Annotated in this window: 25 protein-coding genes and 1 other RNA gene; 8 read left to right on the forward strand and 18 right to left on the reverse strand. The window is 66.3% G+C overall.

What is annotated here, in order from left to right; translation table 11 throughout:
* The first annotated feature begins 112 nt into the window (after window positions 1-112).
* Window positions 113-451: a hypothetical protein gene (locus IB255_RS12205; RefSeq protein ID WP_081519536.1), complete on the forward strand. Its 339-nt coding sequence runs from the start codon at window positions 113-115 to the stop codon at window positions 449-451.
* 15 nt (window positions 452-466) lie between these two features.
* On the opposite strand, the gene IB255_RS12210 is transcribed toward IB255_RS12205, so the two are convergent.
* The 6 genes from IB255_RS12210 to IB255_RS12235 form a co-directional block, all read right to left on the reverse strand.
* Window positions 467-1,468, reverse strand: coding sequence for an extracellular solute-binding protein (locus tag IB255_RS12210; protein WP_192210420.1), 1,002 nt, complete (start codon window positions 1,466-1,468; stop codon window positions 467-469).
* Window positions 1,469-1,588: 120 nt separating this feature from the next.
* Window positions 1,589-2,806 (reverse strand): 2-octaprenyl-3-methyl-6-methoxy-1,4-benzoquinol hydroxylase, encoded by a 1,218-nt coding sequence (locus IB255_RS12215; protein WP_151189021.1) that lies wholly within the window; start codon window positions 2,804-2,806, stop codon window positions 1,589-1,591.
* 50 nt (window positions 2,807-2,856) lie between these two features.
* The gene (locus tag IB255_RS12220; protein WP_081519533.1) at window positions 2,857-3,339 is read right to left on the reverse strand and encodes a DUF4442 domain-containing protein; all 483 of its coding nucleotides are present in this window, start codon (window positions 3,337-3,339) and stop codon (window positions 2,857-2,859) included.
* A gap of 4 nt (window positions 3,340-3,343) precedes the next feature.
* Window positions 3,344-4,528, reverse strand: coding sequence for a 2-octaprenyl-6-methoxyphenyl hydroxylase (gene ubiH, locus IB255_RS12225; protein ID WP_192210421.1), 1,185 nt, complete (start codon window positions 4,526-4,528; stop codon window positions 3,344-3,346).
* Window position 4,529: 1 nt separating this feature from the next.
* A complete protein-coding gene (gene pepP, locus IB255_RS12230) occupies window positions 4,530-5,864 on the reverse strand; it encodes a Xaa-Pro aminopeptidase (RefSeq protein WP_081519531.1) in 1,335 nt (444 codons plus the stop codon).
* 8 nt (window positions 5,865-5,872) lie between these two features.
* Window positions 5,873-6,427 carry a UPF0149 family protein gene (locus IB255_RS12235; RefSeq protein ID WP_081519530.1) on the reverse strand — a complete coding sequence of 185 codons (555 nt, stop codon included), beginning with the start codon at window positions 6,425-6,427 and terminating at the stop codon, window positions 5,873-5,875.
* Between the two features lie 182 nt (window positions 6,428-6,609).
* On the opposite strand from IB255_RS12235, the gene IB255_RS12240 reads away from it, so the two are divergent.
* The 4 genes from IB255_RS12240 to IB255_RS12255 all read left to right on the forward strand — a co-directional run bounded on the left by IB255_RS12240 (window position 6,610) and on the right by IB255_RS12255 (window position 7,994).
* Window positions 6,610-6,819 (forward strand): TIGR02449 family protein, encoded by a 210-nt coding sequence (locus IB255_RS12240; protein ID WP_017521390.1) that lies wholly within the window; start codon window positions 6,610-6,612, stop codon window positions 6,817-6,819.
* A complete protein-coding gene (locus IB255_RS12245) occupies window positions 6,816-7,145 on the forward strand; it encodes a cell division protein ZapA (RefSeq protein WP_045213134.1) in 330 nt (109 codons plus the stop codon). The genes IB255_RS12240 and IB255_RS12245 overlap by 4 nt, the downstream gene beginning before the upstream one ends.
* Window positions 7,146-7,176: 31 nt before the next feature.
* A non-coding RNA gene (gene ssrS, locus IB255_RS12250) (6S RNA) lies at window positions 7,177-7,355 on the forward strand.
* Between the two features lie 9 nt (window positions 7,356-7,364).
* The gene (locus tag IB255_RS12255) at window positions 7,365-7,994 is read left to right on the forward strand and encodes a 5-formyltetrahydrofolate cyclo-ligase (RefSeq protein WP_081519528.1); all 630 of its coding nucleotides are present in this window, start codon (window positions 7,365-7,367) and stop codon (window positions 7,992-7,994) included.
* Window positions 7,995-8,018: 24 nt separating this feature from the next.
* Here the strand turns inward: IB255_RS12255 and IB255_RS30940 are convergent, their stop codons facing one another.
* Window positions 8,019-8,153: a hypothetical protein gene (locus IB255_RS30940; protein WP_128082560.1), complete on the reverse strand. Its 135-nt coding sequence runs from the start codon at window positions 8,151-8,153 to the stop codon at window positions 8,019-8,021.
* A 323-nt stretch (window positions 8,154-8,476) separates the two neighbouring features.
* Between IB255_RS30940 and IB255_RS12260 the strand changes: the two genes are divergently transcribed.
* A complete protein-coding gene (locus IB255_RS12260; protein WP_138519763.1) occupies window positions 8,477-8,938 on the forward strand; it encodes an EVE domain-containing protein in 462 nt (153 codons plus the stop codon).
* Between the two features lie 44 nt (window positions 8,939-8,982).
* Entirely contained in the window at window positions 8,983-10,842 is a 1,860-nt protein-coding gene (locus IB255_RS12265; protein ID WP_081519526.1) for a diguanylate cyclase, read from the forward strand.
* Between the two features lie 40 nt (window positions 10,843-10,882).
* Here the strand turns inward: IB255_RS12265 and IB255_RS12270 are convergent, their stop codons facing one another.
* From IB255_RS12270 to IB255_RS12285, 4 genes are all read right to left on the reverse strand, one after another.
* A complete protein-coding gene (locus IB255_RS12270) occupies window positions 10,883-12,007 on the reverse strand; it encodes an ABC transporter permease (RefSeq protein ID WP_192210422.1) in 1,125 nt (374 codons plus the stop codon).
* A gap of 1 nt (window position 12,008) precedes the next feature.
* Window positions 12,009-14,744, reverse strand: a complete 2,736-nt coding sequence (gene rbbA, locus IB255_RS12275; protein WP_192210423.1) for a ribosome-associated ATPase/putative transporter RbbA — start codon at window positions 14,742-14,744, stop codon at window positions 12,009-12,011.
* Complete coding sequence (locus IB255_RS12280; RefSeq protein WP_192210424.1) at window positions 14,741-15,814, reverse strand: HlyD family secretion protein; 1,074 nt, start codon at window positions 15,812-15,814, stop codon at window positions 14,741-14,743. Before IB255_RS12280 ends, rbbA begins: the two co-directional genes overlap by 4 nt.
* A gap of 220 nt (window positions 15,815-16,034) precedes the next feature.
* Window positions 16,035-16,448, reverse strand: coding sequence for a flagellar basal body-associated protein FliL (locus IB255_RS12285; RefSeq protein WP_081519522.1), 414 nt, complete (start codon window positions 16,446-16,448; stop codon window positions 16,035-16,037).
* Window positions 16,449-16,610: 162 nt separating this feature from the next.
* On the opposite strand from IB255_RS12285, the gene IB255_RS12290 reads away from it, so the two are divergent.
* Window positions 16,611-17,588 (forward strand): NADPH:quinone oxidoreductase family protein, encoded by a 978-nt coding sequence (locus IB255_RS12290; RefSeq protein WP_081519521.1) that lies wholly within the window; start codon window positions 16,611-16,613, stop codon window positions 17,586-17,588.
* Between the two features lie 310 nt (window positions 17,589-17,898).
* On the opposite strand, the gene IB255_RS12295 is transcribed toward IB255_RS12290, so the two are convergent.
* The 7 genes from IB255_RS12295 to IB255_RS12325 all read right to left on the reverse strand — a co-directional run bounded on the left by IB255_RS12295 (window position 17,899) and on the right by IB255_RS12325 (window position 26,352).
* Window positions 17,899-19,422: a malonate--CoA ligase gene (locus IB255_RS12295; RefSeq protein WP_192210425.1), complete on the reverse strand. Its 1,524-nt coding sequence runs from the start codon at window positions 19,420-19,422 to the stop codon at window positions 17,899-17,901.
* A gap of 9 nt (window positions 19,423-19,431) precedes the next feature.
* Window positions 19,432-20,766 (reverse strand): malonyl-CoA decarboxylase, encoded by a 1,335-nt coding sequence (locus tag IB255_RS12300; protein WP_151189013.1) that lies wholly within the window; start codon window positions 20,764-20,766, stop codon window positions 19,432-19,434.
* Between the two features lie 29 nt (window positions 20,767-20,795).
* Window positions 20,796-22,256: an amidase gene (locus IB255_RS12305; protein WP_192210426.1), complete on the reverse strand. Its 1,461-nt coding sequence runs from the start codon at window positions 22,254-22,256 to the stop codon at window positions 20,796-20,798.
* 176 nt (window positions 22,257-22,432) lie between these two features.
* Entirely contained in the window at window positions 22,433-23,428 is a 996-nt protein-coding gene (locus tag IB255_RS12310; RefSeq protein WP_412548121.1) for an extracellular solute-binding protein, read from the reverse strand.
* Window positions 23,429-23,488: 60 nt separating this feature from the next.
* Window positions 23,489-24,295, reverse strand: coding sequence for an ABC transporter permease (locus IB255_RS12315; RefSeq protein ID WP_177429495.1), 807 nt, complete (start codon window positions 24,293-24,295; stop codon window positions 23,489-23,491).
* Complete coding sequence (locus IB255_RS12320) at window positions 24,295-25,221, reverse strand: ABC transporter permease (protein WP_081519515.1); 927 nt, start codon at window positions 25,219-25,221, stop codon at window positions 24,295-24,297. Before IB255_RS12320 ends, IB255_RS12315 begins: the two co-directional genes overlap by 1 nt.
* Window positions 25,222-25,233: 12 nt before the next feature.
* Window positions 25,234-26,352: an ABC transporter ATP-binding protein gene (locus IB255_RS12325; RefSeq protein ID WP_081519514.1), complete on the reverse strand. Its 1,119-nt coding sequence runs from the start codon at window positions 26,350-26,352 to the stop codon at window positions 25,234-25,236.
* Between the last annotated feature and the right edge of the window lie 211 nt (window positions 26,353-26,563).

Here is a 26,563-nt window from a genome sequence, read left to right on the forward strand (position 1 = left end):
ATTTCCCTCATTGAAATCGAATTCGCCCGATCCTCACCTGGCAGGGATAAAGCGCAAGGTACAGCGGTCGAATCGGCCACTCTGCCACCGCCGTCCCCAAGGAAAAAGTCCCATGTCGTCACTCTGCCGCCTGTCCGGCCTGCTGCTGTTGCCGCTCTGCAGCCTGGCCCTGGCCGACGAACCCACCCCTGTCGAATCCTGCCTGGCCATGGCCATCGGCAAGGTCGCCGCGGACCCGCAGCTGCAGGAGCGCTGGCAGCAGACCTGGATCGAGCCGGGCTCGATCCGCGAGGAAGCCTATGAAGGCTCGGTCGACGGTCAGACGGCGAGCAAGCGGCTGGTCGCGCAACTGCGTCGGGGCGAGCAGTCCGACGGCGAATTCATCTGCCTGCTGAGCGGTGAGGGCAAGGCACTCTCCGTCAGCCATTCGGACGATGCCGGCGCCCGTTGAGGCGCCGGATTCCGGTCAGTTCCAGCCGGCGCGATCCATCAGCTTGATCGCTTCGGCCTGACGCTTGCCGGCGATTTCCACCGGGATGCTGTCGGCCTTGAACTCACCCCAGGCCGCCACTTCCTGCGACGGCGCCACTTTCGGGTTGGCCGGGAATTCCTGGTTGATGCCGGCGAACAGCGACTGGGCGTCCGGCCCGGTCATCCACTCCACCAGCTTCTTCGCGGCTTCCGGGTGCGGCGCATGCTTGGTCAGGCCGATGCCCGACAGGTTGACGTGCACGCCACGGTCGCCCTGGTTCGGCCAGAACAGCTTCACCGGCAGCTGCGGATAGTCCTTGTGCATACGGCCGTAGTAGTAGGTGTTGACGATGCCGACGTCGCACTGGCCGGCGGCGATGGCCTGCAGCAGCGCGTTGTCGTCGGAGAACACGTCGGTCGCCAGGTTGTTCACCCAGCCCTTGAGGATTTCCTCGGTCTTTTCGGCGCCATGGGTCTCGATCAGGGTCGCGGTCAACGACTGGTTGTAGACCTTCTTCGCGGTGCGCAGGCACAGGCGGCCTTCCCACTTCGCATCGGCCAGCTCTTCGTAGGTCGACAGTTCCTCGGGCTTCACCCGCTGGGTCGAATAGGCGATGGTCCGTGCGCGCAGCGACAGGCCGGTCCAGCTGTCGGTGCCGGAGCGATACTGCGGAGGGATGTTGGCATCCAGGGTCGGCGAATCGAAAGGCTGCAGGATGCCCATCTTCTCGGCCTGCCAGAGGTTCCCGGCATCCACGGTGAGCAGCAGGTCGGCCGGGGTATTGGCGCCTTCGGCCTTGATCCGCGCCATCAGCGGCGCTTCCTTGTCAGTGATGAACTTGATCTTCACCCCGGTCTTCTCGGTGTAGGCGTCGAACACCGGCTTGATCAGCTCGTCGATGCGCGAGGAGTAGACCACCACTTCGTCGGCGGCCTGGGCGGTGCTACCGAGGGCGGCCAGCAGGAGGGTGGCGAGAAGACCTTTGCGCGCGAGCATGGGCGTGTCCTTTACGGGAAAGATATCCCTCAAATGATAAGGAACCTCATTTGCTAACGAGCCGCGCGTTTGTGTCGGGGTGTTTCGATGGGGTGCGGTTTGGGGTCGCGGGCGCCCTGATCACACCCGCGCCAGATTCGGCAAGTCCCCCGACAGCCCCAGCGCCTGGCGCACGAACACGCCCTTGGCCTCATGGTGCTTGTCCACCAGGCGCAGCCCGGCGTTGCGCAACCAGCGCACCGCCAGCGGGTCGGCCTGGAACAGGCGCTGGAAGCCTTCCATCGCCGCCATCATCGCCAGGTTGTGCGGCATACGGCGACGTTCGTAGCGGCTCAGCACACGTTCCTCGGCAATGTTCTCGCCACGGGCGTGGGCATGCTCGATCACCTCGGCGAGCACCGCGGCGTCCAGGAAGCCCAGGTTCACGCCCTGCCCGGCCAGCGGGTGGATGGTGTGCGCGGCGTCGCCGATCAGCACCAGCCCCGGCTCCACGTAGCGCTTGGCGTGGCGCTGGCGCAGCGGGATGCACAGGCGGCGGTCGGCATGCTCGATGGCGCCCAGGCGCTGCTCGAAGGCGAGGCCCAGAGCCTTGCAGAAGCCTTCGTCGTCCAGCGCCATGAGCTTTTCCGCCTGCTCCGGGGTGGTCGACCAGACGATCGAGCACCAGTGTGCGTCGCCTTCCTTCGCCAGCGGCAGGAAGGCCAGCGGGCCGTCGTCGGTGAAACGCTGCCAGGCGGTGGCCTGGTGCGGCTTCTCGCAGCGCACGCTGGTGACGATGGCGTGGTGCAGGTAATCCCACTCGCGGGTGGCGCAGCCGGCCAGGCGGCGTACCGCGGAGTTGGCGCCGTCGGCGGCGACTACCAGGGGTGTACGGATTTCGCGGCCGTCGGAAAGGCTCAGCAGCCAGTCGTCGCCGGAGTGGCGCAGCTGCTCCAGGCGCGCATTGGGCAGCAGGCCGAGGGCGGAGTCATGCAGACGCTCCAGCAGGGCGTCCTGTACCACGCGGTTTTCGACGATGTGGCCGAGCATCTCGGCATGCACGCTGGCGGCGCTGAAGTGGATCTGCCCGGTCCCCGAGCCGTCCCACACCTGCATCTCGCAGTAGGGCTCGGCGCGCCGTGCGGCGATGCCGTCCCAGGCGTGCAGGCGCTGGAGGATGCGCCGGCTGGCCTCGGACAGCGCACTGACGCGCGGTTCGAAGGGCGCTTCGCGGTCGAACGGCTTGACGCTCAGCGGCGAGCCGTCCAGCAGCAGGATATCCAGCCCGCTGCCTTCCAGGGCCAGGGCCAGCGCGCTGCCGACCATTCCCGCCCCGACGATAACCAGATCCGCGTGCATGTGCGTTCCTTCTTCAGCGGCCCGCGCAGCACCTGCGCGGGCATCGAAATTCAAGCGGCCTGCCGCGCGCGCGGCTTGAGCCGGACGTACAGGGTCTTCTGCACCCGCGCCACCAGAGTGCCTTCGCCGTCACGCACTTCGGCGTGCAGGCGCGGCAGGTATTTCTCGCCCGTGGCGGTCTGCTCGCGGATGTCGTCAAGCAGGTGCTGGTCGATACGGAAATCGGCATACACCGGCCCTTTGCCGGGGCTGACGAATTCGATGTTGGCCGCCTTGTCCCAGACGATGTAGTCGCGCCCCAGGTTCTCCATCAGCATCAGCATGAAGAACGGGTCGGTCATGCTGTACAGGCTGCCGCCGAACTGCGTGCCGACGTAATTGCGGTTGAACAGGTTCAGGCCCATCTTCACGCGGATCTCGCGGAAATCCGCGCTGATGTGGCGCACTCGCACTCCGGCGCCGAGGTAAGGCGGGTAGAGGTTCAGGCCGATGCGCAGCAGGCGGGCGCGGTGCGGACTCTTGCGTGCTTGCATCGACTCAGACCGGTCGGGCGCCCAGGCCCATGGCCTGGCGGGCGAACCAGCGCTTGGCCGGTGGCAGCAGGTCGAGGCCGAGCAGGCCGATGTTGCGGCCGGTGGCCAGCAACGGCTGGGCATTGGAGAACAGGCGGGTGACGCGGTCGGAGAAACCGACAGTCATCTGCTGGTCCAGGCGCTGGCCATCCAGGTAGCGCTGCAGCACGGCGAAATCGCCCGGCGCGGCTTCTTCCTGCAACAGGCAATCGCCCAGGGCCTTGGCATCGCGCAGCGACAGGTTGAAGCCCTGCCCGGCAATCGGATGCAGGCTGTGGGCGGCGTTGCCCAGCACGACGAGGTGCGGGCGAATCTGCTCGTCGGCCTCGGTCAGGCTCAGCGGGTAGCCATAGCGCACGCCAACCTGGCGCAAGGTGCCCAGGCGATAGCCAAAGGCGTCCTGCAGTTCGGCCAGGAAGGCCGCGTCGGACAGCTCGCGCAGGCGCTCGGCGTCACTGCCGTTGCGGGTCCAGACCAGCGCGCAGCGGTTTTCCGGTAGCGGCAGCAGGGCCAGCGGGCCGTTTTCGGTGAAGCGTTCGAAGGCCTGCCCGCGATGGGCCTCGGACGGGCTGATGTTGGCGATCAGCGCGGTCTGCCCGTAGGACGAGGAGCGCACGTTGATGCCCAGCTGCTCGCGCAGCCCGGAGCGGCCGCCGTCGGCCAGCACGGCGAGGTCGCAGTCGAGCTGCGAGTCGTCGTCCAGGGTCAGGCGGTAGCCGTTGCCCAGTGCATCCATCCGGCGCACTTCGGCCGGGCAGCGCCAGCTAACCACTTCCGGATCGAGCGCATGCCACAGGCACTGGCCGAGCCAGGCGTTCTCCACCACGTAGCCGAGAGCGGGAACGCCCTCTTCCACCGCCGTCAGGCGCGCGGCGCCGAAGCGGCCGCGGTCGGAGACGTGGATCTGGGTGATGGGTTCGGCGCGCTGCGATATCTGTTGCCAGAGCCCCAGGCGCTCGTAGATCTGTCGGCTGCCGAAGGACAGCGCCGAGGAACGCGCGTCATAGCTGGGCTGATAGGCATCGCCGGGGGCGAAGGGCTCGATCAGCACGATCTGCCAGCCGCGCGCGCGGGCGCCGGCCTGGAGGATCAGCGCAAGGCTTGCGCCGACGAGTCCGCCACCGATGATGGCCAGTTGCGTACGTTGCATGTCAGGCGGCCTGGGCCTTGGCCTCGGCCATCAGCGCTTCGATCTCGGCGACGGTTTTCGGCACGCCATTGGTCAGCACTTCGCAGCCGGTCTTGGTCACGACCACATCGTCCTCGATGCGCACGCCGATGCCGCGCCACTTCTTCGGCACGTCGGTGTTGTCCGGGGAGATGTAGATGCCCGGCTCGACGGTCATCGCCATGCCCGGTTCGAGCACGCGCCATTCGCCGCCGACGCGGTACTCGCCGACATCGTGCACGTCCATGCCCAGCCAGTGGCCGGCACGGTGCATGTAGAAGGCCTTGTAGGCTTCGCGCTCGATCAGCTCGTCGACGTCGCCCTTGAGCAGGCCCAGCTCCACCAGGCCAGCGGTGATGACCCGCACGGTGGCCTCGTGGGCTTCGTTCCAGTGGCGGCCCGGAGCGATGTAGTCGAAGGCCGCCATGTTGGCATCCAGCACCAGCTGGTAGATGGCCTTCTGCTCGGGGCTGAAGGTGCCGCTGGCGGGGAAGGTGCGGGTGATGTCGCTGGCGTAGCAGTCGATCTCGCAGCCGGCGTCAATCAGGATCAGGTCGCCGTCCTTGATCTGCGCGTCATTCTCCCGGTAGTGCAGGATGCAGGCGTTGCGGCCGGTGGCGACGATGGAGCCGTAGGCCGGCATCTTCGCGCCGCCCAGGCGGAAGGCGTATTCCAGTTCTGCTTCCAGGTGGAACTCGTAGAGGCCCGGACGGCAGGCCTGCATGGCGCGGATGTGCGCACCGGCGGAGACTTCCGCGGCATAGCGCATCACCTTCACCTCGCCGGCGCTCTTGTACAGGCGCTGGTCGTGCAGCAGGTGGTCGAGGGCGACGAACTCGTTCGGCGGCTGCGCACCCTGGCGCGCCTTGGAGCGGATCACGTTGATCCAGTCCATCAGCCGGCGGTCGAATTCCTGGTTGGCGCCCAGCGCGTAGTACACGCGGTCGCGGCCCTCGATCAGGCCGGGAAGGATGTCGTCGATATCGCCGATGGGGAAGGCGTCGTCGGCGCCGAAGGTGCCGATGGCACCGTCCTGGCCGGCGCGCAGGCCGTCCCAGAGTTCACGCTCCGGATCGCGCTCGCGGCAGAACAGCACGTACTCGCCATGCTCGCGGCCGGGGATCAGCGCCATCACCGCTTCCGGCTCGGGGAAGCCGGTGAGGTACTGGAAATCGCTGTCCTGGCGGTAGACGTGCTCGACGTCGCGGTTGCGGATGTACATCGGCGCCGCCGGGAGAATGGCGATGCTGTTGGGTTCCATCTGCGCCATCAGCGCCTTGCGACGACGGGCGTATTCCGACTTGGCGATACGGATCATGCGCGACCTCAATGCAGGGAGGGTTTCTCGGCCGGTGCCGGCACCTTGCCGAATTCGGAGAACAGCAGTAGCGGGGCGACGCGCAGGTACTCCTGCACTTCCATGTAGTCGGCCTCGCCGTCTTCGGATTCTTCCAGCTGGCCGCCGACCTGGGCGATGGCGGCGATGTCCTGCAGCACTTCGTCGGCTTCGTCGGACAGGCTGGGGGAACGCAGCGCCAGGCCGAAGCCGGCGAGGAAGCCCTGGCACCACTGGCCCAGGGCCACGGCGCGCTCGGCCAGCGGCGCATCGTCATTGGGCAGCATCAGCACCACGGCCATCTCGCCCTGGCTGAAATCCTGCTGGACCATGCCCAGCAGGCCGCCCAAGGCCGCGCCCAGGCGCTCGCCCGGCTCGCCGCCGAGAAGTTCACCGGCGGCCTGCAGCCATTCGCCCTGGTCGAAACCAGACCCGGCGCAGACGCGGCCGAGCAGGTGGCCGTGCAGTTCGGCGGGGGAAATGGGCAGGGCGGCCTCGGCGAGCAGGGCGGCGAAGGCGGTATAGGCGGAGCTGGAAGTGGACATGATCGAACCCGGGTGACGGCTAGGCGCCATCAGGCGCCGCGCATAGAATATGGTCCGTTATCCTAGCACCGGCGCACACCGCAAGACCATGTGACGACGCGCCGGGCAGCCGTGCGTTGACCCACCCCCACGGCAGTCCTATATAGTTCTCGATTACTTAAGCAACTCCCAAGCGAGAGCCCATGGAAGACGCCGACCTGCACGCGCTGATCGCCAAGTTCGACCTGCTGCTCCAGCGCCTGGAACAGCTAAAGGCCGAGAACCGGCTGCTGCGGGCGAACGAGAAAAGCTGGCGGGAAGAACGCGCCCATCTGATCGAGAAGAACGATTTGGCTCGGCAGAAGGTCGAAGCGATGATTTTGCGTCTTAAAGCCCTGGAGCAGGACTCATGAGCCAGTCGAATACCCTGAACGTCCAAATCCTCGACAAGGAGTACTGCATCGCGTGCCCTGCGGACGAGCGCGTCAACCTGGAAAGCGCCGCGCGCTATCTGGACAGCAAGATGCGCGAGATCCGTTCCAGCGGCAAAGTGATCGGTGCCGACCGTGTCGCGGTGATGGCGGCCCTGAACATCACCCACGACCTGCTGCACAAGCAGGAGCGCGTGGAGCACGACAGCGGCTCCACCCGTGAGCGCGTGCGCGAACTGCTCGAGCGCGTGGATCGCGCCCTGACCACAGACACCCCTACCACCGATAAAGACCAGGGTGAAGTCTGACCAGGGAAATTTCCTTGGGGTATAATCGCCTCGCTCCCTGGTGTGTTTGCCAGTCGGTGATGTCCCTGAGCCGATAATTGCAACAACGGGGGTTGCCAGTTGGGCTGGTGTGCATGTCCGCACGACGGAAAGCCTTAAAGCCTACTGCAACCACCACCTTGAACTCTCGGGTTCAAGGGCTAACCCGACAGCGGCATGTCCGGGGAGCTTTACCCTTCCATGATTCACTCCGATGGTCTTTCCCGCCCTGCCCTGCGCCGCCAGCTGCGCCAGGCCAGACGCGCGCTCACTCCCCTTCAGCAACGCCTCGCCGCCCAGGCCCTGTATCGCCAGCTCGCGCAGCACCCGCTGTTCCGCCGGGCGAAGCATATCGCCCTGTACCTGCCGGCTGACGGCGAAATCGACCCGCGCCCGCTGATGAAGGCTGCGCAGAAGCGCGGCAAGGCGACCTACCTGCCGGTGCTCTCCGACTGGCCGCGCACGCACATGACCTTTCAGCAGGTAGGCATCGGCGAGCGCTGGGTACGCAACCGCTTCAACATCGCCGAACCGCAGGCCGACCGCGGGCGCCAGCGCCCTGCCTGGGCGCTGGACCTGCTGCTGCTACCGCTGGTCGGTTTTGACCCGCAGGGCGGCCGCCTGGGGATGGGCAAGGGGTTCTACGACCGGACCCTGGCCTACCTGGGCATGCGCAAAAATTGGCAGAAACCGACGCTATTGGGCCTGGCGCACGAGTGCCAGAAGGTCGACAAGCTGGAACTGGCGAGCTGGGATGTGCCGCTGATGGGCATAGTGACGGACGGCGGCTGGTATGGCCGTCTCGCGACGGCATCGCGTTCCTTGCGATAACCGTGGCGGCAGCAATCCCCTGGATCAGGGCTGCTGGGTGACCTGCACCGGGGCGTTGCCCTGGCGTTGTTCCCACAGGCTCTGGGTGTAACCGGTAGTGACGACACCCAGACCGAAAAGTATTACCAACACCCACAAAAGATCAGGCTTGCGTTTCATCGATTGCCTCCCCCTTCCAGGCAAACTGTCAACGATGGCCGGCGGTGGTTTTTTTATCCGTCCGGCAGGCCAAGCTAAAAACGGCGGCATTCTCCGACAATGAAAAGCTTCTCGCAATTCTGACGCCAACCGATCGTCGGAGGAGCAGTCGCCCCCAAAACTTCCGGCACTTTCAGGCAATGTTCATGCCGGTATTCCTACATCTTCTTCCTACAATTTGTTTCCGGCGAGCCGGCAGCTTGTCGCAGGGAAACGCCTACCCGCCTACCCTTAGCCAAATCAGAAAAGATCATTACCCGCCACGCACAAGGAGACCCTCGCGGATGGCACGCGCTTACTGGCTGATGAAATCCGAGCCCGACGAACTCTCGATCCACGACCTGCAGCGCCTGAAAACCGCGCGCTGGGACGGCGTGCGCAATTACCAGGCACGCAACTTCATGCGCAGCATGCAGCCGGGCGACCTGTTCTTCTTCTACCACTCCAGTTGCCCCGAGCCGGGCATCGCCGGCATCGCGCAGATCGACGGCGAGCCCTACCCCGACCCGACCGCGCTCGACCCGAAAAGCCACTATCACGACCCCAAGGCCAGCGACGAGAAGAACCCCTGGACGGCCCGCGACGTGAGCTTCGTCGAGGCCTTTCGCTCGGTGCTGCCGCTGGGCACGCTCAAGGCGCAGGCTGGATTGGAAGAATTGCCCCTGGTGCAAAAGGGCAGCCGCCTGTCGGTGATGCCGGTCACTGCCGAACAGTGGGCGATCGTCGTCGGCCTGGCGCACAAGTAGAGGCACTGTGCTATTAGGTTACTGAAGCCCCCGGAATTCGCCGCATGCACCGCCTTCAGTCCTCACTAGCTTCCTACCTCGGGCTTGGCGGTCTGCTCTGCGTGCTCCTGCTTGCCAGTGCCTGGCTGGGTGAAGAACTGGCGAGCAGCGAGCGGCAGCGCGTACAGGAGCGCCTGACCTACCAGGGGCGCAGCCTCGCGCACCAGCTGGAAGCCAACCTCCACGAGCAGGTCCAGGGCCTGGACCTGCTCGCCCAGCTGTGGACCCACCACGGCCGCATGCCCCGCGCGGAATGGGAGCTGGACGCGCGCTTCTACGTGCGCAGCTTCCCCGGCTACCAGTCGATCCAGTGGGCCGACCCGGAGCTGCGCATCCGCTGGCTGGAACCCCTGCAGGGCAACGAGGCGGCGCTGAACTTCCGGCTTTCCCCGCAGCACCCCAACTACGCGACGGCGATGTCCGCCCGCGACAGCGGCAAGCCACGCCTGAGCGACAGCGTGGAGCTGGTCCAGGGCGGGCGCGGCTTCGTGCTCTACACCCCGGTTTACCTGCGCGATGCCAACAACCAGCTGCAGTTCGACGGCTTCATGCAGGGCGTCTTCCGCGTCGGCCCGCTGATGGACAACCTGCTCAGGCAGGCGGACAACCACCTGTTCAGCGTGCGCCTGCTGGAGCACGGCCGGCCACTCTACGTGCGCGACCAGCCCGCCGGCGATGCCGAACAGACCCTGCAGGTGCCGCTACGACTGCTCAACAACCGCAGCTTCGAGCTGGAGCTCAGCCCCACTCCGGCTCTCGTGCAATCACTGTCCACGCCGTTGCCGATGGTGGTGTTCGGCAGCGGCGTGGCCATCAGCCTGCTGCTGGTGGCGGCGCTGTTCCTCGCCCGCGAGAACGCCCGCCGAGCCACCGCGCTGAGCGCCAGCAACCAGTTGCTCAGCCAGGAAGCGGAGCAACGCCAGTCGGTGGAAGCACATCTGCGCGACAGCCGCGAACGGCTACAACTGGCGCTGGACCTCACCGACTCCAGCCGTGACGCGCTGTTCATCTTCGACCTGCAACAGCGCGAGCTGCTGCACATGAACCGCGCCACTTACAACGGCCTGGGCTACAGTGCCGAGGAGTTCCGCCACCTGCTGCGCGATGACCCGGAGCGGCTGATCCCCGGCTTCCACGCCTGGCTCCAGCTGGTGCAGCAGGCGCATCGGTTGAACCTGTCGATGATCTTCCAGCGCGAGATGCAGCGCCGCGACGGCAGCCTGCAGCCGGCGGAGATCAATACCCAGCTGATCCACCAGGGCGACCGCGACTACCTGATCGCCGTGGCCCGCGACAACAGCGAGCGCCTGCAACTGGAAGCGCAGCTGCACAAGCTCTCGCAGCAGGACGGCCTCACCGGCCTGTTCAACCGCCGCTATTTCGACCGCCAGCTGCAGAGCGAATGGCGCCGCCTGCGCCGCGCCGACGCGCCGCTGGCGGTACTGATGCTCGACGTCGACCATTTCAAGCGCTTCAACGACTGCCTCGGCCACCTGGCCGGCGACGACGCACTGCGGCGCCTCGCCAGTTGCCTGCAGGAATGCCTGCAACGCGAAGGCGATGTGGCTTGCCGGTATGGTGGCGAAGAGTTCGTCATCATCCTCACCGACACCGGGCTGGAAGGCGCCAGTCATGTCGCCGCGCGCGTCCACCAGCGCGTGGCCCAGATGGGCATCGCGCACCCGTCCGCTGAGCTGGGACGACTGACCGTGAGTATCGGCCTGGCCATCGCCACGCCGGGGCAGGACGCCGAGCCGGATCAGCTGATCGCCCAGGCTGACCAGGCGCTCTACGCGGCCAAGCACAAGGGCCGCAACCAGACGTGCGTGTGGCCGGTGGATATGGCCGAGCGCACGCTTTCCTGACCCCTCAGGCCCGGCATGGACTCTCCACTGTAGGAGCGTGTCAGGCCATCTGCCCGATGGTCCGACGGAAGCGCCAGAGCGCGCCGAAGAAGAAAGCCGCACCGATCCCGACGATGGCCAGCAATTGCGGCCAGACGATCGACAGGTCCGCGCCGCGATAGAGGATCGCCTGGGCCAGGCTGACGAAGTGCGTGGTCGGCGCTGCCAGCATGATGTTCTGCACCAGCTCCGGCATGCTCTCGCGCGGCGTGGTGCCGCCGGAAAGAATCTGCAGCGGCATCAGGGTGAGGATCACCAGCAACCCAAGTTGCGGCATCGAGCGGGCCACGGTGCCGATGAAGATGCCCATGGAGGTGGTGGCGAACAGGTGCAGCGCCGCGCCCAGCAGGAACAGCCCCACCGAACCGCTGATCGGAACGTCCAGCCAGCCGCGCACCACCAGTTGCAGCGAGATCGCCGCCGCCACCAGCACCACGGTGCCCATGGACCAGACCTTGGCCATCATGATCTCGAACGCGGTCAGCGGCATCACCAGCAGGTGTTCCACCGTGCCGTGCTCGCGCTCGCGGATCAGCGCGGCGCCGGTGAGGATGATCGACAGCATGGTGATCTGGTTGATCACCTCCATCACCGCGCCGAACCAGGCCTGGGTCAGGTTCGGGTTGAATTCCATACGCACCGCCAGCTCCGCCGGCATAGCCGCCTCGGCGCGGTAACGGCTGACGAATTCACTGACCTCGGTGCCGACGATGTTCTGGATGTAGCCGGCGCCGGAGAAGGCCTGACCGGTCTGCGTAGCATCGACGTTGACCTGGATCGCCGGCTGCCGCCCGGCCAGCACGTCGCGCTGGAAGTCCGGCGGGATGTCCAGGGTGAAGGTGTACAGGCCGACGTCCATGCCGCGGTCCATCTGCGCGTGGCCGATCATTTCCGGCACCCGGAAATACGGCGGCTGGAAGGCGTTGACGATGCGCGAGGAGAGCTGCGACTGGTCCTCGTCGACGATGGCGATCGGCGCGTGGTGCAGGGTTTCCGGCACGCCGGTGGCCGAGCTGTAGACGCCCAGGGTGAAGGCCCAGGCAATCAGGATCAGCATTGCGTAGTCGCGGCCCAGGCTGCGGAATTCCTTGATGCCGAGGTTGAAGATGTTCGCCAGCTTGTTCATCTCAGACCTCCTGCTTCTTCAGGCAGGCCACGCTGAGCAGCGTCAGCACCACCACCATCGCCAGCAACGGCAGGTAGTAGACCCACAGGTCGGCAAAACCCAGCGCCTTGGAGAAGGCGCCTCGGCTGACGATCAGGAAGTGCGAGGTCGGGTAGAGCTGGCCGATCACCGCTGCCGCACCTTCGAGCGACGACACCGGATGGATCAGCCCGGAGAACTGGATCGCCGGGATCATGGTGGCGATCGCGGTACCGAACACCGCAGCGATCTGGCTCTTCATGAAGGTCGAGAGCAACAGGCCGAGGCCGGTGCTGGTCACCACGTAGAGGAACGCACCGATCAGCAGCGCCAGGAAACTGCCCTTGAGCGGCACCTGGAACAGCAGCACGGCCATGGCCAGCATCAGCACGAAGTTGATCATGCCCATGCCGATGTAGGGCAGCTGCTTGCCGAGCAGGAACTCCAGGCGCGTGACCGGGGTGACGTAGAGGTTGGTGATCGAGCCCAGCTCCTTCTCGCGCACCACGCCCAGGGCGGTAAGCATCGCCGGAATCATGATCAGCAGCAGCGGGATCACCGCCGGCACCATGGCCTTGAGGCTCTCCACGTCCGGGTTGTAGCGGAAGCGCACCTCGGTGCTCGCCGCCGCGCTGGCGGCGCTGCTGCCACTCTGCCGCGCGAGGTCGGCCAGGTAGCTGGCGTGCAGCCCCTGCACATAGCCGAGCACGGTGTTGGCGCGGGTCGGCATGGCGCCGTCGATCCACACGCCTATGGCCGGGTCGGCGCCGCGCTTCAAGTCACGGCCGAAATTCGGTGGGATCTCCACGGCCAGGCTGATGTCACCGCTGCGCAGGCGCCGCTCCAGCTCCTCGGGGTTCTGGATCGGCGCCTTCTCGATGAAGTAGCGCGAGCCGGAAATGTTCAGCGCATAGGCCTGGCTGGTGGTGGTCTGGTCGCGGTCGAGCACCGCGTAGCTGAGGTCCTCGACGTCCATGTTGATGCCGTAGCCGATGATGAACATCAGCAGCGCCGTGCCCACCAGCGCCAGGGTCAGGCGGATCGGGTCGCGGCGCAGTTCCATGGCCTCGCGGCGTGCATAGCTGAACAGGCGCAACCAGCTGAAGCGGTCGCTGCCCTTGTAGCGGGCGGACTCGGCGGGCTGCTCGGGAGCCGGCGTGGCGTCGGCCACCGGAGCGCTGCCGGCGGCCTCTTCCAGGTAGGCGATGAAGGTGGCTTCCAGGGTCGGCAGGCCACGCTTGTCGATCAAGCCCTGCGGTGTATCGCTGTCGAGCACCTTGCCGGCATGCATCAGCGAGATGCGGTCGCAGCGCTCGGCCTCGTTCATGAAGTGGGTGGAGATGAAGATGGTCACGCCGTCGTTGCGCGACAGCTCCACCATCAGCTCCCAGAAACCGTCGCGGGCCACCGGGTCGACGCCCGAGGTGGGCTCGTCGAGGATCAGGATTTCCGGTTTGTGGATCACCGCCACGGCCAGCGACAGGCGCTGGCGGATACCCAGCGGCAGGCTGTCGGGCAGCTCGCCCTTGACCTTGCCCAGGTCGAAGCGCTGGAGCATCTCCTCGACGCGCGGGCCGATCTGCTCATGCGGGATGTGAAACAGCTTGGCGTGCAGTTCGAGGTTCTGCAGCACCGTCAGCTCGGCGTACAGCGAGAAGGCCTGGGACATGTAGCCGACGCGCCGACGGGTCTCCATGTCATTGGCGTTCACCGGCTGGCCGAACAGCGCGCAGGTACCCTCGCTGGCGGGCAGCAGGCCGGTGAGCATCTTCATGGTGGTGGACTTGCCGCAGCCGTTGGAGCCGAGGAAGCCGAAGATTTCCCCGCGCTCGATGCGGAAGCTGACGCGGTCCACCGCGACGAAATCGCCGAAGCGGCAGGTCAGCCCCTCGGCCTCGATGGCGATCTGCGGCGCGCCGTCAGGCTGCGGCCGCGGTGGAATCACCAGCTTGTGGTGACCGGCGCGCTTGCTCTCGGGCAACAACGCGATGAAGGCTTCTTCGAGATTCTGCGTACCGGTGTGCGCGCGCAATTCGGCGGGCGTGCCAGTGGCGAGCACCTTGCCGTCGTCCATCGCCACCAGGTGGTCGAAACGCTCGGCCTCCTCCATGTAGGCGGTAGCCACCAGTACGCTCATGCCTTCGCGGCCAGTGCGGATGCGCGCGATCAGCTCCCAGAACTGGTTGCGCGACAGCGGGTCGACGCCGGTGGTGGGCTCGTCGAGGATCAGCAGGTCAGGGTCGTGGATCAACGCGCAGCACAGCCCGAGCTTCTGCTTCATGCCGCCGGAGAGCTTGCCCGCCGGGCGCTCGGCGAAGGGCGCAAGGCCGGTGCTGTGCAGCAGGTCGGCGATGCGCCGCTCGCGCTCGGCCTTGTCGTGGCCGAACAGGCGGCCGAAGAAATCGACGTTCTCGAACACCGAGAGCGTCGGATAGAGGTTCTTGCCCAGGCCCTGCGGCATGTAGGCGATGCGCGGGCACACGGCGCGGCGGTGGCGCGCATCGCGCATGTCGCCGCCGAGCACCTGGATTTCGCCGTCCTGCATCTTCCGCGCACCGGCCAGCAGCGCCAGCAGGCTGGACTTGCCGACGCCGTCCGGGCCGATCAGGCCGACCATGCGGTTGGCCGGGATTTCCAGGGTGACGTCGTCCACTGCGCGGGTCTCGCCGTAGCGCAGCGAGACGCCAGCCAGACGGGCCACGCAGTCGGCGGCGTTCATTGCGGGACCTTGATCTGCAGCTCAGCCGGCCACTGCACCTGCGGGTCGAGACGCAGGTAGGCCATGCCCGGCACGCCGGTCTTCACGTAGGTGATGTACTTCTCCAGCAGGCCCGGATCGAGGCGCGCCTTGACCCGGAACATCAGCTTTTCGCGCTCGTTGGCGGTCTCCACGGTCTTGGGCGTGAACTGCGCGACGCTGGCGACGTAGGACACCTTGGCCGGGATCACGTACTCGGGCACGGCGTCGATCACCAGGTGCACTTCCTGGCCCAGAGCGACCTTGCCGGCCTGGCCCGAGGGCAGGAAGAAGGTCATGTAGACGTCGGCCAGGTCGACCATGTTGAGCAGCTTGCCGCCGGCCGCCAGCACTTCGCCCGGCTGTGCCACGCGGTACTGCACGCGGCCGTTGCGCGGGGCCTTGAGCAGGCTGTCGTCGATGTCCGCCTGCAGGCGCACGGTGCTCGCGGTGGCGGCCTCGATGGCCGACTGCGCCTCGATCACCTGGGAGCGCGCGGCAGAGATGCCGGCCTGCGCCGAGACCACCTGCGAGCGAGCCGCGGCCAGCGCCGCCTGGGCGCTCTGCAGGGTGGCGCGGTCGTCATCCAGTTGCTGCTGCGGCAGGGCGTTGCGTTTGACCAGCTGTTCGGTGCGGGTGAAGCGCTTCTGCGCGGCGGTCAGTTCCGCCTGGCGTTGCGCGACTATCGCTTCGGCGGTGGACTTCTCGCTGGTGCGCTGGGCCACCAGGGACTCGGCGGTGAGCTGGGCGTTCTGCGCCCGCCGCACTTCCGCCTGGGCCTGTGCGAGCTGGGCCTGGAGCACCTGGGTGTCCATCTTCGCCACCACGTCGCCGGCCTTCACGAAGTCGCCTTCGTCCACCAGGATTTCCGCCACGCGGCCGGGCAGCTTGGTGGCCACGTCGACTTCGGTGGCCTCGATGCGCCCATTGCCACTGGCGAAACCTTCGGGCAGCCCCGTCGGCTTGAACGTCTGCCAGGCCAGCGCGGCGAGCACGGCCAACACGAGCACCGCGATACCGCGGGTGCGCCAGCTTTTTGCCTTTCCTGTCATCCGATTTCCCCTTTGTCCAGGCGCTCGAATTCGAGCGGATCATGAGGGGATGTTCGGCGACCAGCGGTAAACGGGGTTTGATTCAGGTCAGGCGTGCGCCGGAAATTTCCTACGCACCTTGGGAGGCGGGGCTTTCAGCCCGGCATTGCGGCGAGCAGCCGCAGCCGGGTGTCGCTTGGCCTGCATGAGGCGCTCTCATGCAGGCGCAGCCCGGAGGGGATCAGGGCTGGACGATCAGGTTGTTGAACAGCAGGTCGTCCACCAGCGGCTTGCCTTCCTCCTGCTGGAGGGCGGTCTGCACCTGCTTGAGGGCTTCCTGGCGCAGTTTCTCCTTGCCGTCGACGCTGCCGAGGGAGTCGTCGGTCTGCTGGGCGAACAGCATAACCAACTGGTTGCGGATCAGCGGCTCGTGGTGTTCGACCTTCTCGGAGGCCTCCTTGCCGGTGACCTTCAGCGCGATGTCGGCCTTGAAGTACTTCAGGCGCGGACCGCTGCCATAGTTGCCCACCAGCGCCGGGGTAAGGTCGATGAACACGGGCTTGTTGGCGTCTTCCGGCTTGGCTTCCTCGGATTCGGAAGCCATGACGAAGGTACTGAAGGAAAAGGCCAGCAACAGGGCGAGGAAAGCTCTCAAGGCGATGTCTCCGGATTCGATGGGCAAAGGATAGCCACACTCGCGCCGCCGCCCAAGCTATATCGGGGCATAAGCCCAGGCCATGGTGATTTGCCCCCTGTGCCCGCGCTCCTACACTGGCCCTCTACTCACAAATAAGAACCTCCAACGGAGTACGTCCTCATGAAAGCCGTGCTGTGCAAAGCCTTCGGCCCCGCCGAAACCCTGGTGCTGGAAGACATCGCCAGCCCCGAGCCGAAGAAGAACGAAGTCCTGCTGCAGGTCCATGCCGCCGGGGTGAACTTCCCCGACACCCTGATCATCGAGGGCAAGTACCAGTTCAAGCCGCCCTTCCCGTTCTCCCCGGGTGGCGAGGCGGCCGGCGTGGTCGGCGCGGTCGGTGAGAAAGTCAGCCATGTGAAACCCGGCGACCGCGTGATGGCGCTGACCGGCTGGGGCAGCTTCGCCGAGGAAGTGGCGGTGCCCGGCTACAGCGTGATGCCGATTCCCGACGGCATGGACTTCGCCAGCGCCGCCGCCTTCGGCATGACCTACGGCACCTCCATGCACGCGCTCAAACAGCGCGCCAACCTGCAGCCGGGCGAGACCCTGCTGGTGCTCGGCGCCTCCGGCGGCGTGGGCCTGGCCGCCGTTGAGATCGGCAAGGCCATGGGCGCCAAGGTCATCGCCGCCGCCAGCAGCGAAGCCAAGCTCGAAGTGGCCAAGGCCGCCGGCGCCGACGTGCTGATCAACTACAGCGAAGGCAGCCTGAAGGACAAGCTCAAGGAACTCACCGGCGGCCAGGGCGTGGACGTGATCTACGACCCGGTGGGCGGCGACCTGTTCGAGGAAGCCTTCCGCTCCATCGCCTGGAACGGCCGCATGCTGGTGGTCGGCTTCGCCAGCGGCACCATCCCGTCGCTGCCAGCCAACCTCACCCTGCTCAAGGGCGCCTCGCTGGTCGGCGTGTTCTGGGGCTCCTTCGCCCAGCGCCAGCCGCAGGACAACGCAGCGAACTTCCAGCAGCTGTTCGCCTGGTTCGCCGAAGGCAAGATCAAGCCGCTGGTGTCCCAGACCTACCCGCTGGAACAGGCGGCCGACGCGATCAACCACCTCGGCCAGCGCAAGGCGGTCGGCAAGGTGGTGGTGACTGTTCGCTGATTGCTTGCCGCGACATGAAAAAGCCCCGCTGATGCGGGGCTTTTTCATTCCGGCGCAGACCTGCAGGTGCGCGCCATGCGCGCGATCGCGGGCATGGCCCACTCCTACAAGGGGATACCGGCGTTGAGCTGTTCGCGAGCGCCGTAGAGTCTGCCGGGAGGCACGACGTAGGATGGCGTGGAGCGCAGCGATACCCATCAACGCATGCGCACCGGGCGGCATGGGTATCGCTGCGCTCCACCCATCCTACGCAAGAACGCCCTGCGCGCGATCGCAGGCATGGCCTGCTCCTACAGAGCGGCTTCTGCGATCAGGAATACAACGCCTTGAACTGCTCGCGCAGCACATTCTTCTGCACCTTGCCCATCACGTTGCGCGGCAGCGCGTCGACCACCATCACCCGCTTGGGCTGCTTGAAGCGCGCCAGCTTGCCGTCCAGCGCGGCAAGCACCTGCGCCTCGCTCGGCGCCTGGCCCGTGCTGGCCACCAGCACGGCGGTCACACCCTCGCCGAAGTCCGGGTGCGGCACGCCGATCACCGCCGATTCGGCCACGCCGGGCAAGGTGTCGAGGATTTCCTCCAGCTCCTTGGGGTACACGTTGAAGCCGCCGCTGATGATCATGTCCTTGTTGCGGCCGACGATCTGTACGTAGCCGCGGTCATCGATGAAGCCGATGTCGCCGGTCATGAAGAAGCCGTCCGCGCGCAGTTCCTCGGCGGTCTTTTCCGGCATCCGCCAGTAGCCCTGGAACACGTTCGGCCCGCGCACTTCGATCATCCCCGGCTCGCCCTGGGGCAGCAGGCTCGGCTCGGCCTGGCCCGGATCGGTGATGCGCAACTCGACGCCCGGCAGCGGGAAGCCGACGGTGCCGGCGATGCGCTGGCCGTCCAGCGGGTTGGAGGTGTTCATGCCGGTCTCGGTCATGCCGTAGCGCTCGAGGATGGCCATGCCGGTGCGCTCGGAGAACGCCTTGTGGGTCTCGGCGGTGAGCGGCGCGGAGCCGGAGATGAACAGGCGCATGTGCGCCACCGCCTCGCGGGTCAGGCCGGGCTGGTCGAGCAGGCGCGTGTAGAAGGTCGGCACGCCCATCAGCAGGTTCACCTGGGGCAGCAGCTTGAGCATCTGCGCCGCGTCGAACTTGCTCAGGAAAAGCATCGAGCCGCCGGCCATCAGCAGGCTGTTGCAGGCCACGAACAGGCCGTGGATGTGGAAGATCGGCAGCGCATGGAGCAGCCAGTCCTCGCTGCTGATGTTCCAGTAGTCCACCAGCGCGCGGGCGTTGGAGACCAGGTTGCCGTGGCTGATCATCGCGCCCTTGGAACGCCCGGTGGTGCCGGAGGTGTAGAGGATCGCGGCGAGATCGGAAGCAGCACGCTCGACGTCGGCGAAGCGCCCCGGCTTGCCATGCACCTTGGCCATCAGCGAGCCGTCGCCGGCATCGCCGAGGGATTCCACGTGGGCCACGCCGCTGACTTTCGCCAGCTCCCGGGCCTGGGCCTCGAAGGCCGGCGCACAGACGAACAGCGAGGGCTCGGCATCATCGAGGAAGTAGCGCAGCTCCTCGCCGGTGTAGCCGCTGTTCAGCGGCAGGTAGACCGCGCCGACGCGCAGCACGGCGAGGTACAGCATCACCGTCTCGGGGCTCTTGTCGACCTGCACGGCGACGCGGTCGCCAGGCTGTACGCCGAGCTCCACCAGCGCGTGGGCGAACTGCGAGGTGCTGCGCAGCATGTCGGCGTAGCTGTAGCCGCCGCCATCCGGGGTGCGTATGAAGGGCTTGGAAAGGTCGCTGGGCAGGTGTTTGCCGACTTCGGCGAAAAGGCTCTGGTTCATGGTGAGGTCCTAGCGTTTTGTTTTCGCCGACAGGGTGGCCAGTTTGCGCACCTCGGGTGAGGCGGTGACCACGCCCTGGTTGGCGTAGGCTTCGTGGTTCTTTTCGATCTGGCGCAGTTCGTAGCGGTAATTGACCATCAGCCCGGCGGCCTGGCGCAGGCCGCTGGCGGAGAGGTCGCCGCGCCAGTTCAGACGCTCCAGGCGCGCGCCGTTGCCCAGGTGGAAGCGCGCCACCGGGTCCAGCGGGAAACCCGCGCCGTTGCGGGCATGCAGGAAGTATTCGGCGGCCAGCGCCAGCATCGGTTGCTCCGTGCGTGGCGGCGGCGCGGCGTCGGGCTTGAGTGCCTTGAGCAGCTCGGCGGCTGTCGCGCCCAGCTGCGGGTCCTCCCCCAGGCTGTCGAGCCAGCGGCGGAAGCCGGGCACCGGCGACAGGGTGACGAACTGGCGCAGGCCGGGAATCTCCCGCGCCAGCTCCTCCACCACCTGCTTGATCAGGAAGTTGCCGAAGGAGATGCCGCGCAGTCCGTCCTGGCAGTTGCTGATGGAATAGAACACCGCGGTATCGGGCTCGTCTGCCGACGCATCAGCCGGCTTGCCCTCCGGACTCTTTGTTTCCAGGATCTCTGCAATCGCGCCCGGCATGGCGCGGGTCAGCGCCACCTCAACGAAGATCAGCGGCTCGTCGGCCAGGGCCGGGTGGAAGAAGGCGAAGCAGCGGCGGTCGGACGGCTGCAGGCGGCTGCGCAGGTCATCCCAGTCCTTGATGGCGTGGACGGCCTCGTACCTGATGATCTTTTCCAGGATCGATGCTGGGGTCGACCAGTCGATGCGCCGCAGCACCAGGAAGCCGCGGTTGAACCAGGACGCCAGCAGGTGCTGCAGGTCGTGGTCCACGGCTGCCAGCTCCGGATTGGCTTTGAGCTCCTGCAACAGCAGGCGGCGCATGGCGATCAGCTCGGCGGTGCCGCCGGGTGCCTGGTTGAGGCGGCGGAACAGCTCCTGGCGCGGCGGTTCGCTGGCTTCGAACAATGCCGTGGTGTTGGCCGACGACGGTTCGTCGAGGTAGCGCTGGCAGGCTTGCGCCAGCGCATCGTGGGGTGGTGCGAAATCCTTCAGCAGGGTGTCGAAGAAGGCCTTCTGCTGGTCTTGCGGACAATCCCGGTAGGCGCACAGGACCTGCTGCGCCAGGGCCACGCCCGAGGCTTCGCCGTGGCTGGAGATCAGCTTGTGGCAAGCCTGCGCCAGCGCCTGGGCATTGCCCGGCGCCGGCTCGCGCGACTCGAGCAATTGCCGGCCGCGCTCGGTGATGCTTTGCAGCAGTTCCTGGAAGAAGCTGATATTCATGCGTCCCCCTCAGCTTGTGGATAACGGAGTTACACCCCCGCCAGCATGGGCGGCGGGCAGCGCTGATACCAGCGCGAGGCCTGCTCGTAGGCGTGGGCCAGTTGCAGCACGGCCATGTCGGCCTGGTGCCTGCCGACGATCTGGATACCCATGGGCAGGCCCTGCTCATTGAAGCCCACCGGCACGTTGACCGCCGGGCAACCGGACAGGGTGGCCGGGATCACCACTTCCATCCAGCGGTGGTAGGTGTCCATGGCCTTGCCGGCGATTTCCTTTGGCCAGTCCCAGGTCTTGTCGAACGGGAAGACCTGGGCGCTGGGCAGCAACAGGTAGTCGTAGCGCTCGAACAGTCGGCTGATCGCACGGTACCAGTCGCTGCGTGCGGCGGAGGCGCGGAACACGTCCATGGCGGAGAGTTTCAGGCCGTTCTCCACTTCCCAGATCGCCTCGGGCTTGAGCAGCTCGCGCTTGGCCGGGTCGGTGTAGGCCGCGCCGAGGGAGCCGGCGACCATCCAGTGGCGCAGGGTACGCCAGGTGTCCCAGAGGCGCTCGGGCGAGAAGCCCATGGCGGTCTCCTCGACGTGGCAGCCGATGGCTTCGAAGTCGGCGAAGGACTTGCGGCACAGCTCCAGCACGCCCTTCTCCATGGGCAGGTGGCCGCCCAGATCACCCAACCAGCCCAGGCGCGCGCCCTTGAAGTCGCGTTCCAGCCGGCCGGCGAACTGCTCGCCGCTCTCGGCGATGGACAGCGGCGCACGGGCATCGCCGCCGGCCTGTACCGACAGCAGCAGCGCCACGTCGCGGACGCTGCGGCCCATGGGACCTTCGTAGCCCATCTGGTCGATGAACAGGTCGGCGCTGTCGTCGAAGGGCACGCGGCCCTGGGACGGACGGAAACCGATGATGTTGTTGAAGGCCGCCGGGTTGCGCAGCGAGCCCATCATGTCGCTGCCGTCGGCCACCGGGACCATCTGCAGCGCCAGGGCCGCCGCTGCGCCACCGCTGCTGCCGCCGGCGGTGCGCTCGGGCGCGTAGGCGCAGCCGGTGGCACCGAAGATCGGGTTGTAGCTGTGGGAGCCGAGGCCGAATTCGGGGGTGTTGGTCTTGCCGATGATGATCGCGCCGGCCGCCTTGATGCGCTCGACCATGATGCCGTCGCGCTCGGGCAGGTAGTCGCGGAACAGCGGCGAGCCTAGGGTAGTGCGGATGCCCTGGGTCAGCGACAGGTCCTTCACCGCATGGGGCAGACCGTGCATCCAGCCACGGTATTCGCCACGGGCCAGGTCGGCGTCGCGCTGGTCGGCTTCGGCCAGCAGGAGATCGTCCGGCTGCTGGCTGACGATGGCGTTGACCGCCGGGTTGTAGCGCTCGATCTGCTCGAGGTGCGCCTGCATCACTTCACGGCAGGAAACTTCGCGCAGACGGATGCGCTGGGCCAGTTCGTGGGCCTGGAGCTGGACGAGTTCGTTTTGCTTGTTGTTCTGGCTCATGGAACGAGGCCTTTTTTCATCAGGATTTCCCGCAACGGGAAGGTTCGGTCGGGTTCAACGACCCCATCAGCGGATGGGGCTTGTAGCGAATATCGTGTTCGCCGGGCCGCACGCTGCCGGCACGTCCACGAAGGTGGACGCGAGCAGCGTCGGTCGGCGGCTTTCCCGGTCGGGGATCAGCGCATCAGGTTGGTCCAGATACGGTCGGCCAGGCGGATCGCGCCTTCGCCACAGGTCTTGCTGAACACCACCTTGGTGCCCTCGGGGATGTGCAGTTCCGGCGCATCCTTCAGGCTGGCATCGAGGAAAGGTTCAACGCCCTTGATCGGGCTCTGGTGCTTGAGGAAGTTCTGGGTCATCGCCGAGTTCTCCGGCTGGCTGAGGAAGGCGATGAACTTCTTCGCGTTCTCCGGGTGCTTGGCGCCGGCCGGGATCACCAGGTTGTCCACCCAGGCCATCACGCCCTCTTTCGGGTAGAGGTACTTCAGGCTGGACTTCATCTCACGCGCGCGCATCGACGAGCCGCCCCAGAACATCGACATGTCGACTTCGCCCGAGGCCAGGTTCTCGCGGATCGAACCGGCCTTGGAGCTGTAGGTCTTCACGAAGGGCTTCTGGGTCTTCAGCAGGGTCAGCACCTGTTGCATCTGCTTGGGGTCCTCGCTGCACAGCGGGATGCCCAGGTAGAGGCTGGCGGTGTCGATCACTTCGCTCGCCGAATCGAACATGTTGATCCTGCCCTGCAGCTCCGCCGGCGGGGTGAACAGCACCGAGTAGCTGTCGGCCGGGCCGCTGTACTTGGCGCTGTCCAGCACCACGCTGGTGGTGCCCCAGATGAAGGGCACGGCGTAGGCGCCTTCCGGGTCCCAGGTGGGCTTCTTCAGGTTGTCCTCAACGTTGGCGTAGTACGGCTGGCTGGCCGGGTCGAAGCGCTCCAGCAGCTTCTCCTGGATCAGGATCGGCACGAACTGGTGCGAGGGAATGGCCACGTCGTAGCCGGTGCCGCCCTGCTTGAGCTTGGCCAGCAGCGTTTCATTGGAGTCGTAGGAGTCCACGGTCACCTTGATGCCGGTTTCCTTCTCGAACTTCTCGAGGATCTGCGGGGTGAAATAGCCACTCCAGCTCACCACGTTCAGTTGTTCGGCGGCGTGCACGTTGGCCACCAGGCCCATGGCCAGCGAGGCCCCTACAGCAGCGATCAGTTTGCTCATCTTCTACTCCGGTATGTGGGCTCAGGCCTTCTTCTTGCCGAGCAGGTAGGACAGGGTTACGAACAGCACGGAAACGCCGAGGATCAGGGTCGACACCGCGTTCACATCGGGCGTCACGCCCATGCGCAGCAGGCCGAAGATGAAGATCGGCAAGGTGGTGGTGCCGGCCTGGGAGACCATCATCGAGATCACGAAGTTATCCAGCGAGACGATGAAGGCCAGCATCAGCCCGGAGAAGATCCCCGGCATCAGCAGCGGCAGGGTCACCTTGCGGAAGGTCCGCCAGGGGCCGGCGTAGAGGTCGGCGGCGGCCTGCTCCAGAGACAGGTCCATGTCGTTGAGGCGGGCACGGATCGGCAGGTAGGCGAACGGGATGCAGAACACCGTGTGGGCGATGATCAGGTTGCCGTAGCCCAGCGACAGGCCGAGGGTGGAGAACAGCGCCAGGGTGGCGACGCCAACGACGATCTCGGGCAGCACCAGCGGCAGCATGATCGCCCCCATGGACAGCCGCAGGCCCTTGAAATTGGCCCCGCGCGAGGTGCCCAGCGCGGCCAGGGTGGCAATCACCGTGGCAATCACGCTGGCGCAGACCGCGATCAGCAGGCTGTTGCCGGCGGCCTGGCGCAGCGCCTGGTTGGCAAAGGCGCTGCGGTACCAGTCGAGGCTGAAGCCGGTCCACACGGTGGCGGACTGGTTGGCGTTGAACGAGAGCACCACCAGCACCACGATGGGCGCGTAGAGGTACAGGTAGAACAGGAAGCTCAGTGCGCCGAAGCCACGGAAATCCTGCACACCCAGACGGCGTTTGGTCAGCAGCGAGAGCATCATTCACCTCCCCGGGCGATGCGCAGGCGCTCGGCGCGCATCGCGTAGAACATCAGCACCAGCATCACGGCTCCCATCAGCACCAGCGACAGCGCCGCGCCGAAGGGCCAGTTCCGCGAGTCGCTGAACTGCCGGAAGATCAGGTTGCCAAGCATCATCTTGGTGCCGCCGCCGAGCAGCTCGGGGGCGATCATCGCGCCCAGGCAGGGCACGAAGGTGAGGATGGCGCCGGCCAGGATGCCCGGACGGGCAATCGGCAGGACCACCTTGCGCAGGGTGCGGATGCGCCCGGCATAGAGGTCCTGGGCCGCTTCGAGCAGGCGCATGTCCATCTTCTCGAGGGTGGCGTAGATCGGCAGCACGACGAAGGGCGCGTAGGTGTAGACCAGGCCCAGCAGCACCGCGCCGTCGGTGTAGAGCAGGTTCAGCGGCTGGTGGATGATGCCGAGGCTCATCAGCGTGCCGTTGACCACGCCAGTGCCGCGCAGCAGCAGGATCCAGGCGTAGGTGCGGATCAGCAGGTTGGCCCAGAACGGCACGGTGATCAGGAAGATCAGCAGGCCGCGACGGTGCGCCGGCTGCATCGCCAGCCACACCGCCACCGGGAAGCCCACCAGCAGGGTGATGACGGTGGTCGCCGCAGCAATGCCGATGGAGCGCAGGGCGATCATCACGTAGGAGTCGGCGAAGGCCAGGCTGTCGTCGAGTTGGCGCTCGAACAGCAGCGAGACATAGGCGTCGATGCTGAAGTGCGGGTTCACCCCACCGTAGGGGTTGGCCTGCATCAGCGAGTAACCGACCACGATGAAGATCGGCACGATCAGGAACAGCCCGATGGAAACCAGCGCGGGCGACACGCCGAGGAAGCTGCGCAGCGCCTGGCGCCGCTCCAGCGAATTGCCAGCGGTTGTGGATAACCGGTTCATGCTCACCTCCGCTCAGTCCACCAGGACGCTGGCGCTGCCTTTTTCGAACAGCAGCCCGGCGCGTTGCCCGGCTGCCAGACGCCCGCGTTGCCCGGCGCTGTTGGGCGCACGAACTGTCAGGCGGGTGCCGTCGGCAAGGCTGACCTGGTACTGCAGGTCAGTGCCCAGGTAGATCTGCTGGACGACGGTGCAGGGCGTGGCGGACGGGGTGTCCTCGGCCACCAGCTGCAGGCGCTCGGGGCGGATAGACAGGGTGACTTCGGCGCCGACCTTCAGGCCTTCGCGGGCCGGAGCCTCGATCAGCTGGTCACCGGGGATGCGGTACTGCGCGCAATCACCGGCGAAGTTCTCGACCCGCGCCGGGAGGAAGTTGGTCTCGCCGATGAAGTCGGCGACGAAGCGGTTGCGCGGGTTTTCGTAGATGTCGTCCGGGCGGCCGACCTGCTGCACCTCGCCCTCGGAGAGCACGGCGATGCGGTCGGACATGGTCAGGGCTTCTTCCTGGTCATGGGTGACGAAGATGAAGGTGATACCGGTCTTGGCCTGGATCGCCTTGAGCTCTTCGCGCATGGCCTGGCGCAGCTTGAGGTCGAGTGCGGACAACGGCTCGTCGAGCAGCAGCACTTTCGGATGCGGCGCCAGAGCGCGGGCCAGGGCGACGCGCTGTTGCTGACCGCCGGAGAGCTGGGTCGGTTTGCGCTGGGCGAAGCGTTCCATCTGCACCAGGGCGAGCATCTCGCGGACGCGCTCAGCGACCTGCGCCTTGCTCATGCGCTGGCCCATCGGGTGGGACTCCAGGCCGAAGGCGAGGTTCTCGGCGATGGTCATGTGCGGGAACAGCGCGTAGTGCTGGAACACGGTGTTCACCGGGCGCTCGAAGGGCGGCCGGTCGGCGATGTTCTCGCCGTAGAGCTGGATTTCCCCGGAGGTGGGGAACTCGAAGCCGGCGATCATTCGCAGCAGGGTGGTCTTGCCGCAGCCCGAGGGACCCAGCAGGGTGAAGAATTCGTTGTCGCGGATGTCCAGGTCGACGCATTTCAGAGCGACGGGACCGCTCGCCGGGTCGCCGTAGACCTTGCGCACGGAGCGGATGGAGACCGCCGCCGTCTGCAGGCTGTGCAGGGCACTCATGGTGAAACCTCCGTACCTTCCCTTCCGCCACCAGCAGGCGGTCGGGGGATCTTGTAGTTGTTCTGGCAGGACTAGAGACGCTGGGGTGCAGCGCTGGTCTTGGGTCAGGCCCAAGTTGTGATGTTGTTGAGGCGGATATTCGAAGAAAGGTGGTTGAGCGGAAAGCTCAATTTTCTTACATTCGATATTAAATAATTTAACAGCTAAAAAG

This window comes from Pseudomonas sp. PDM22, from assembly GCF_014851965.1.
Lineage (GTDB): Bacteria > Pseudomonadota > Gammaproteobacteria > Pseudomonadales > Pseudomonadaceae > Pseudomonas.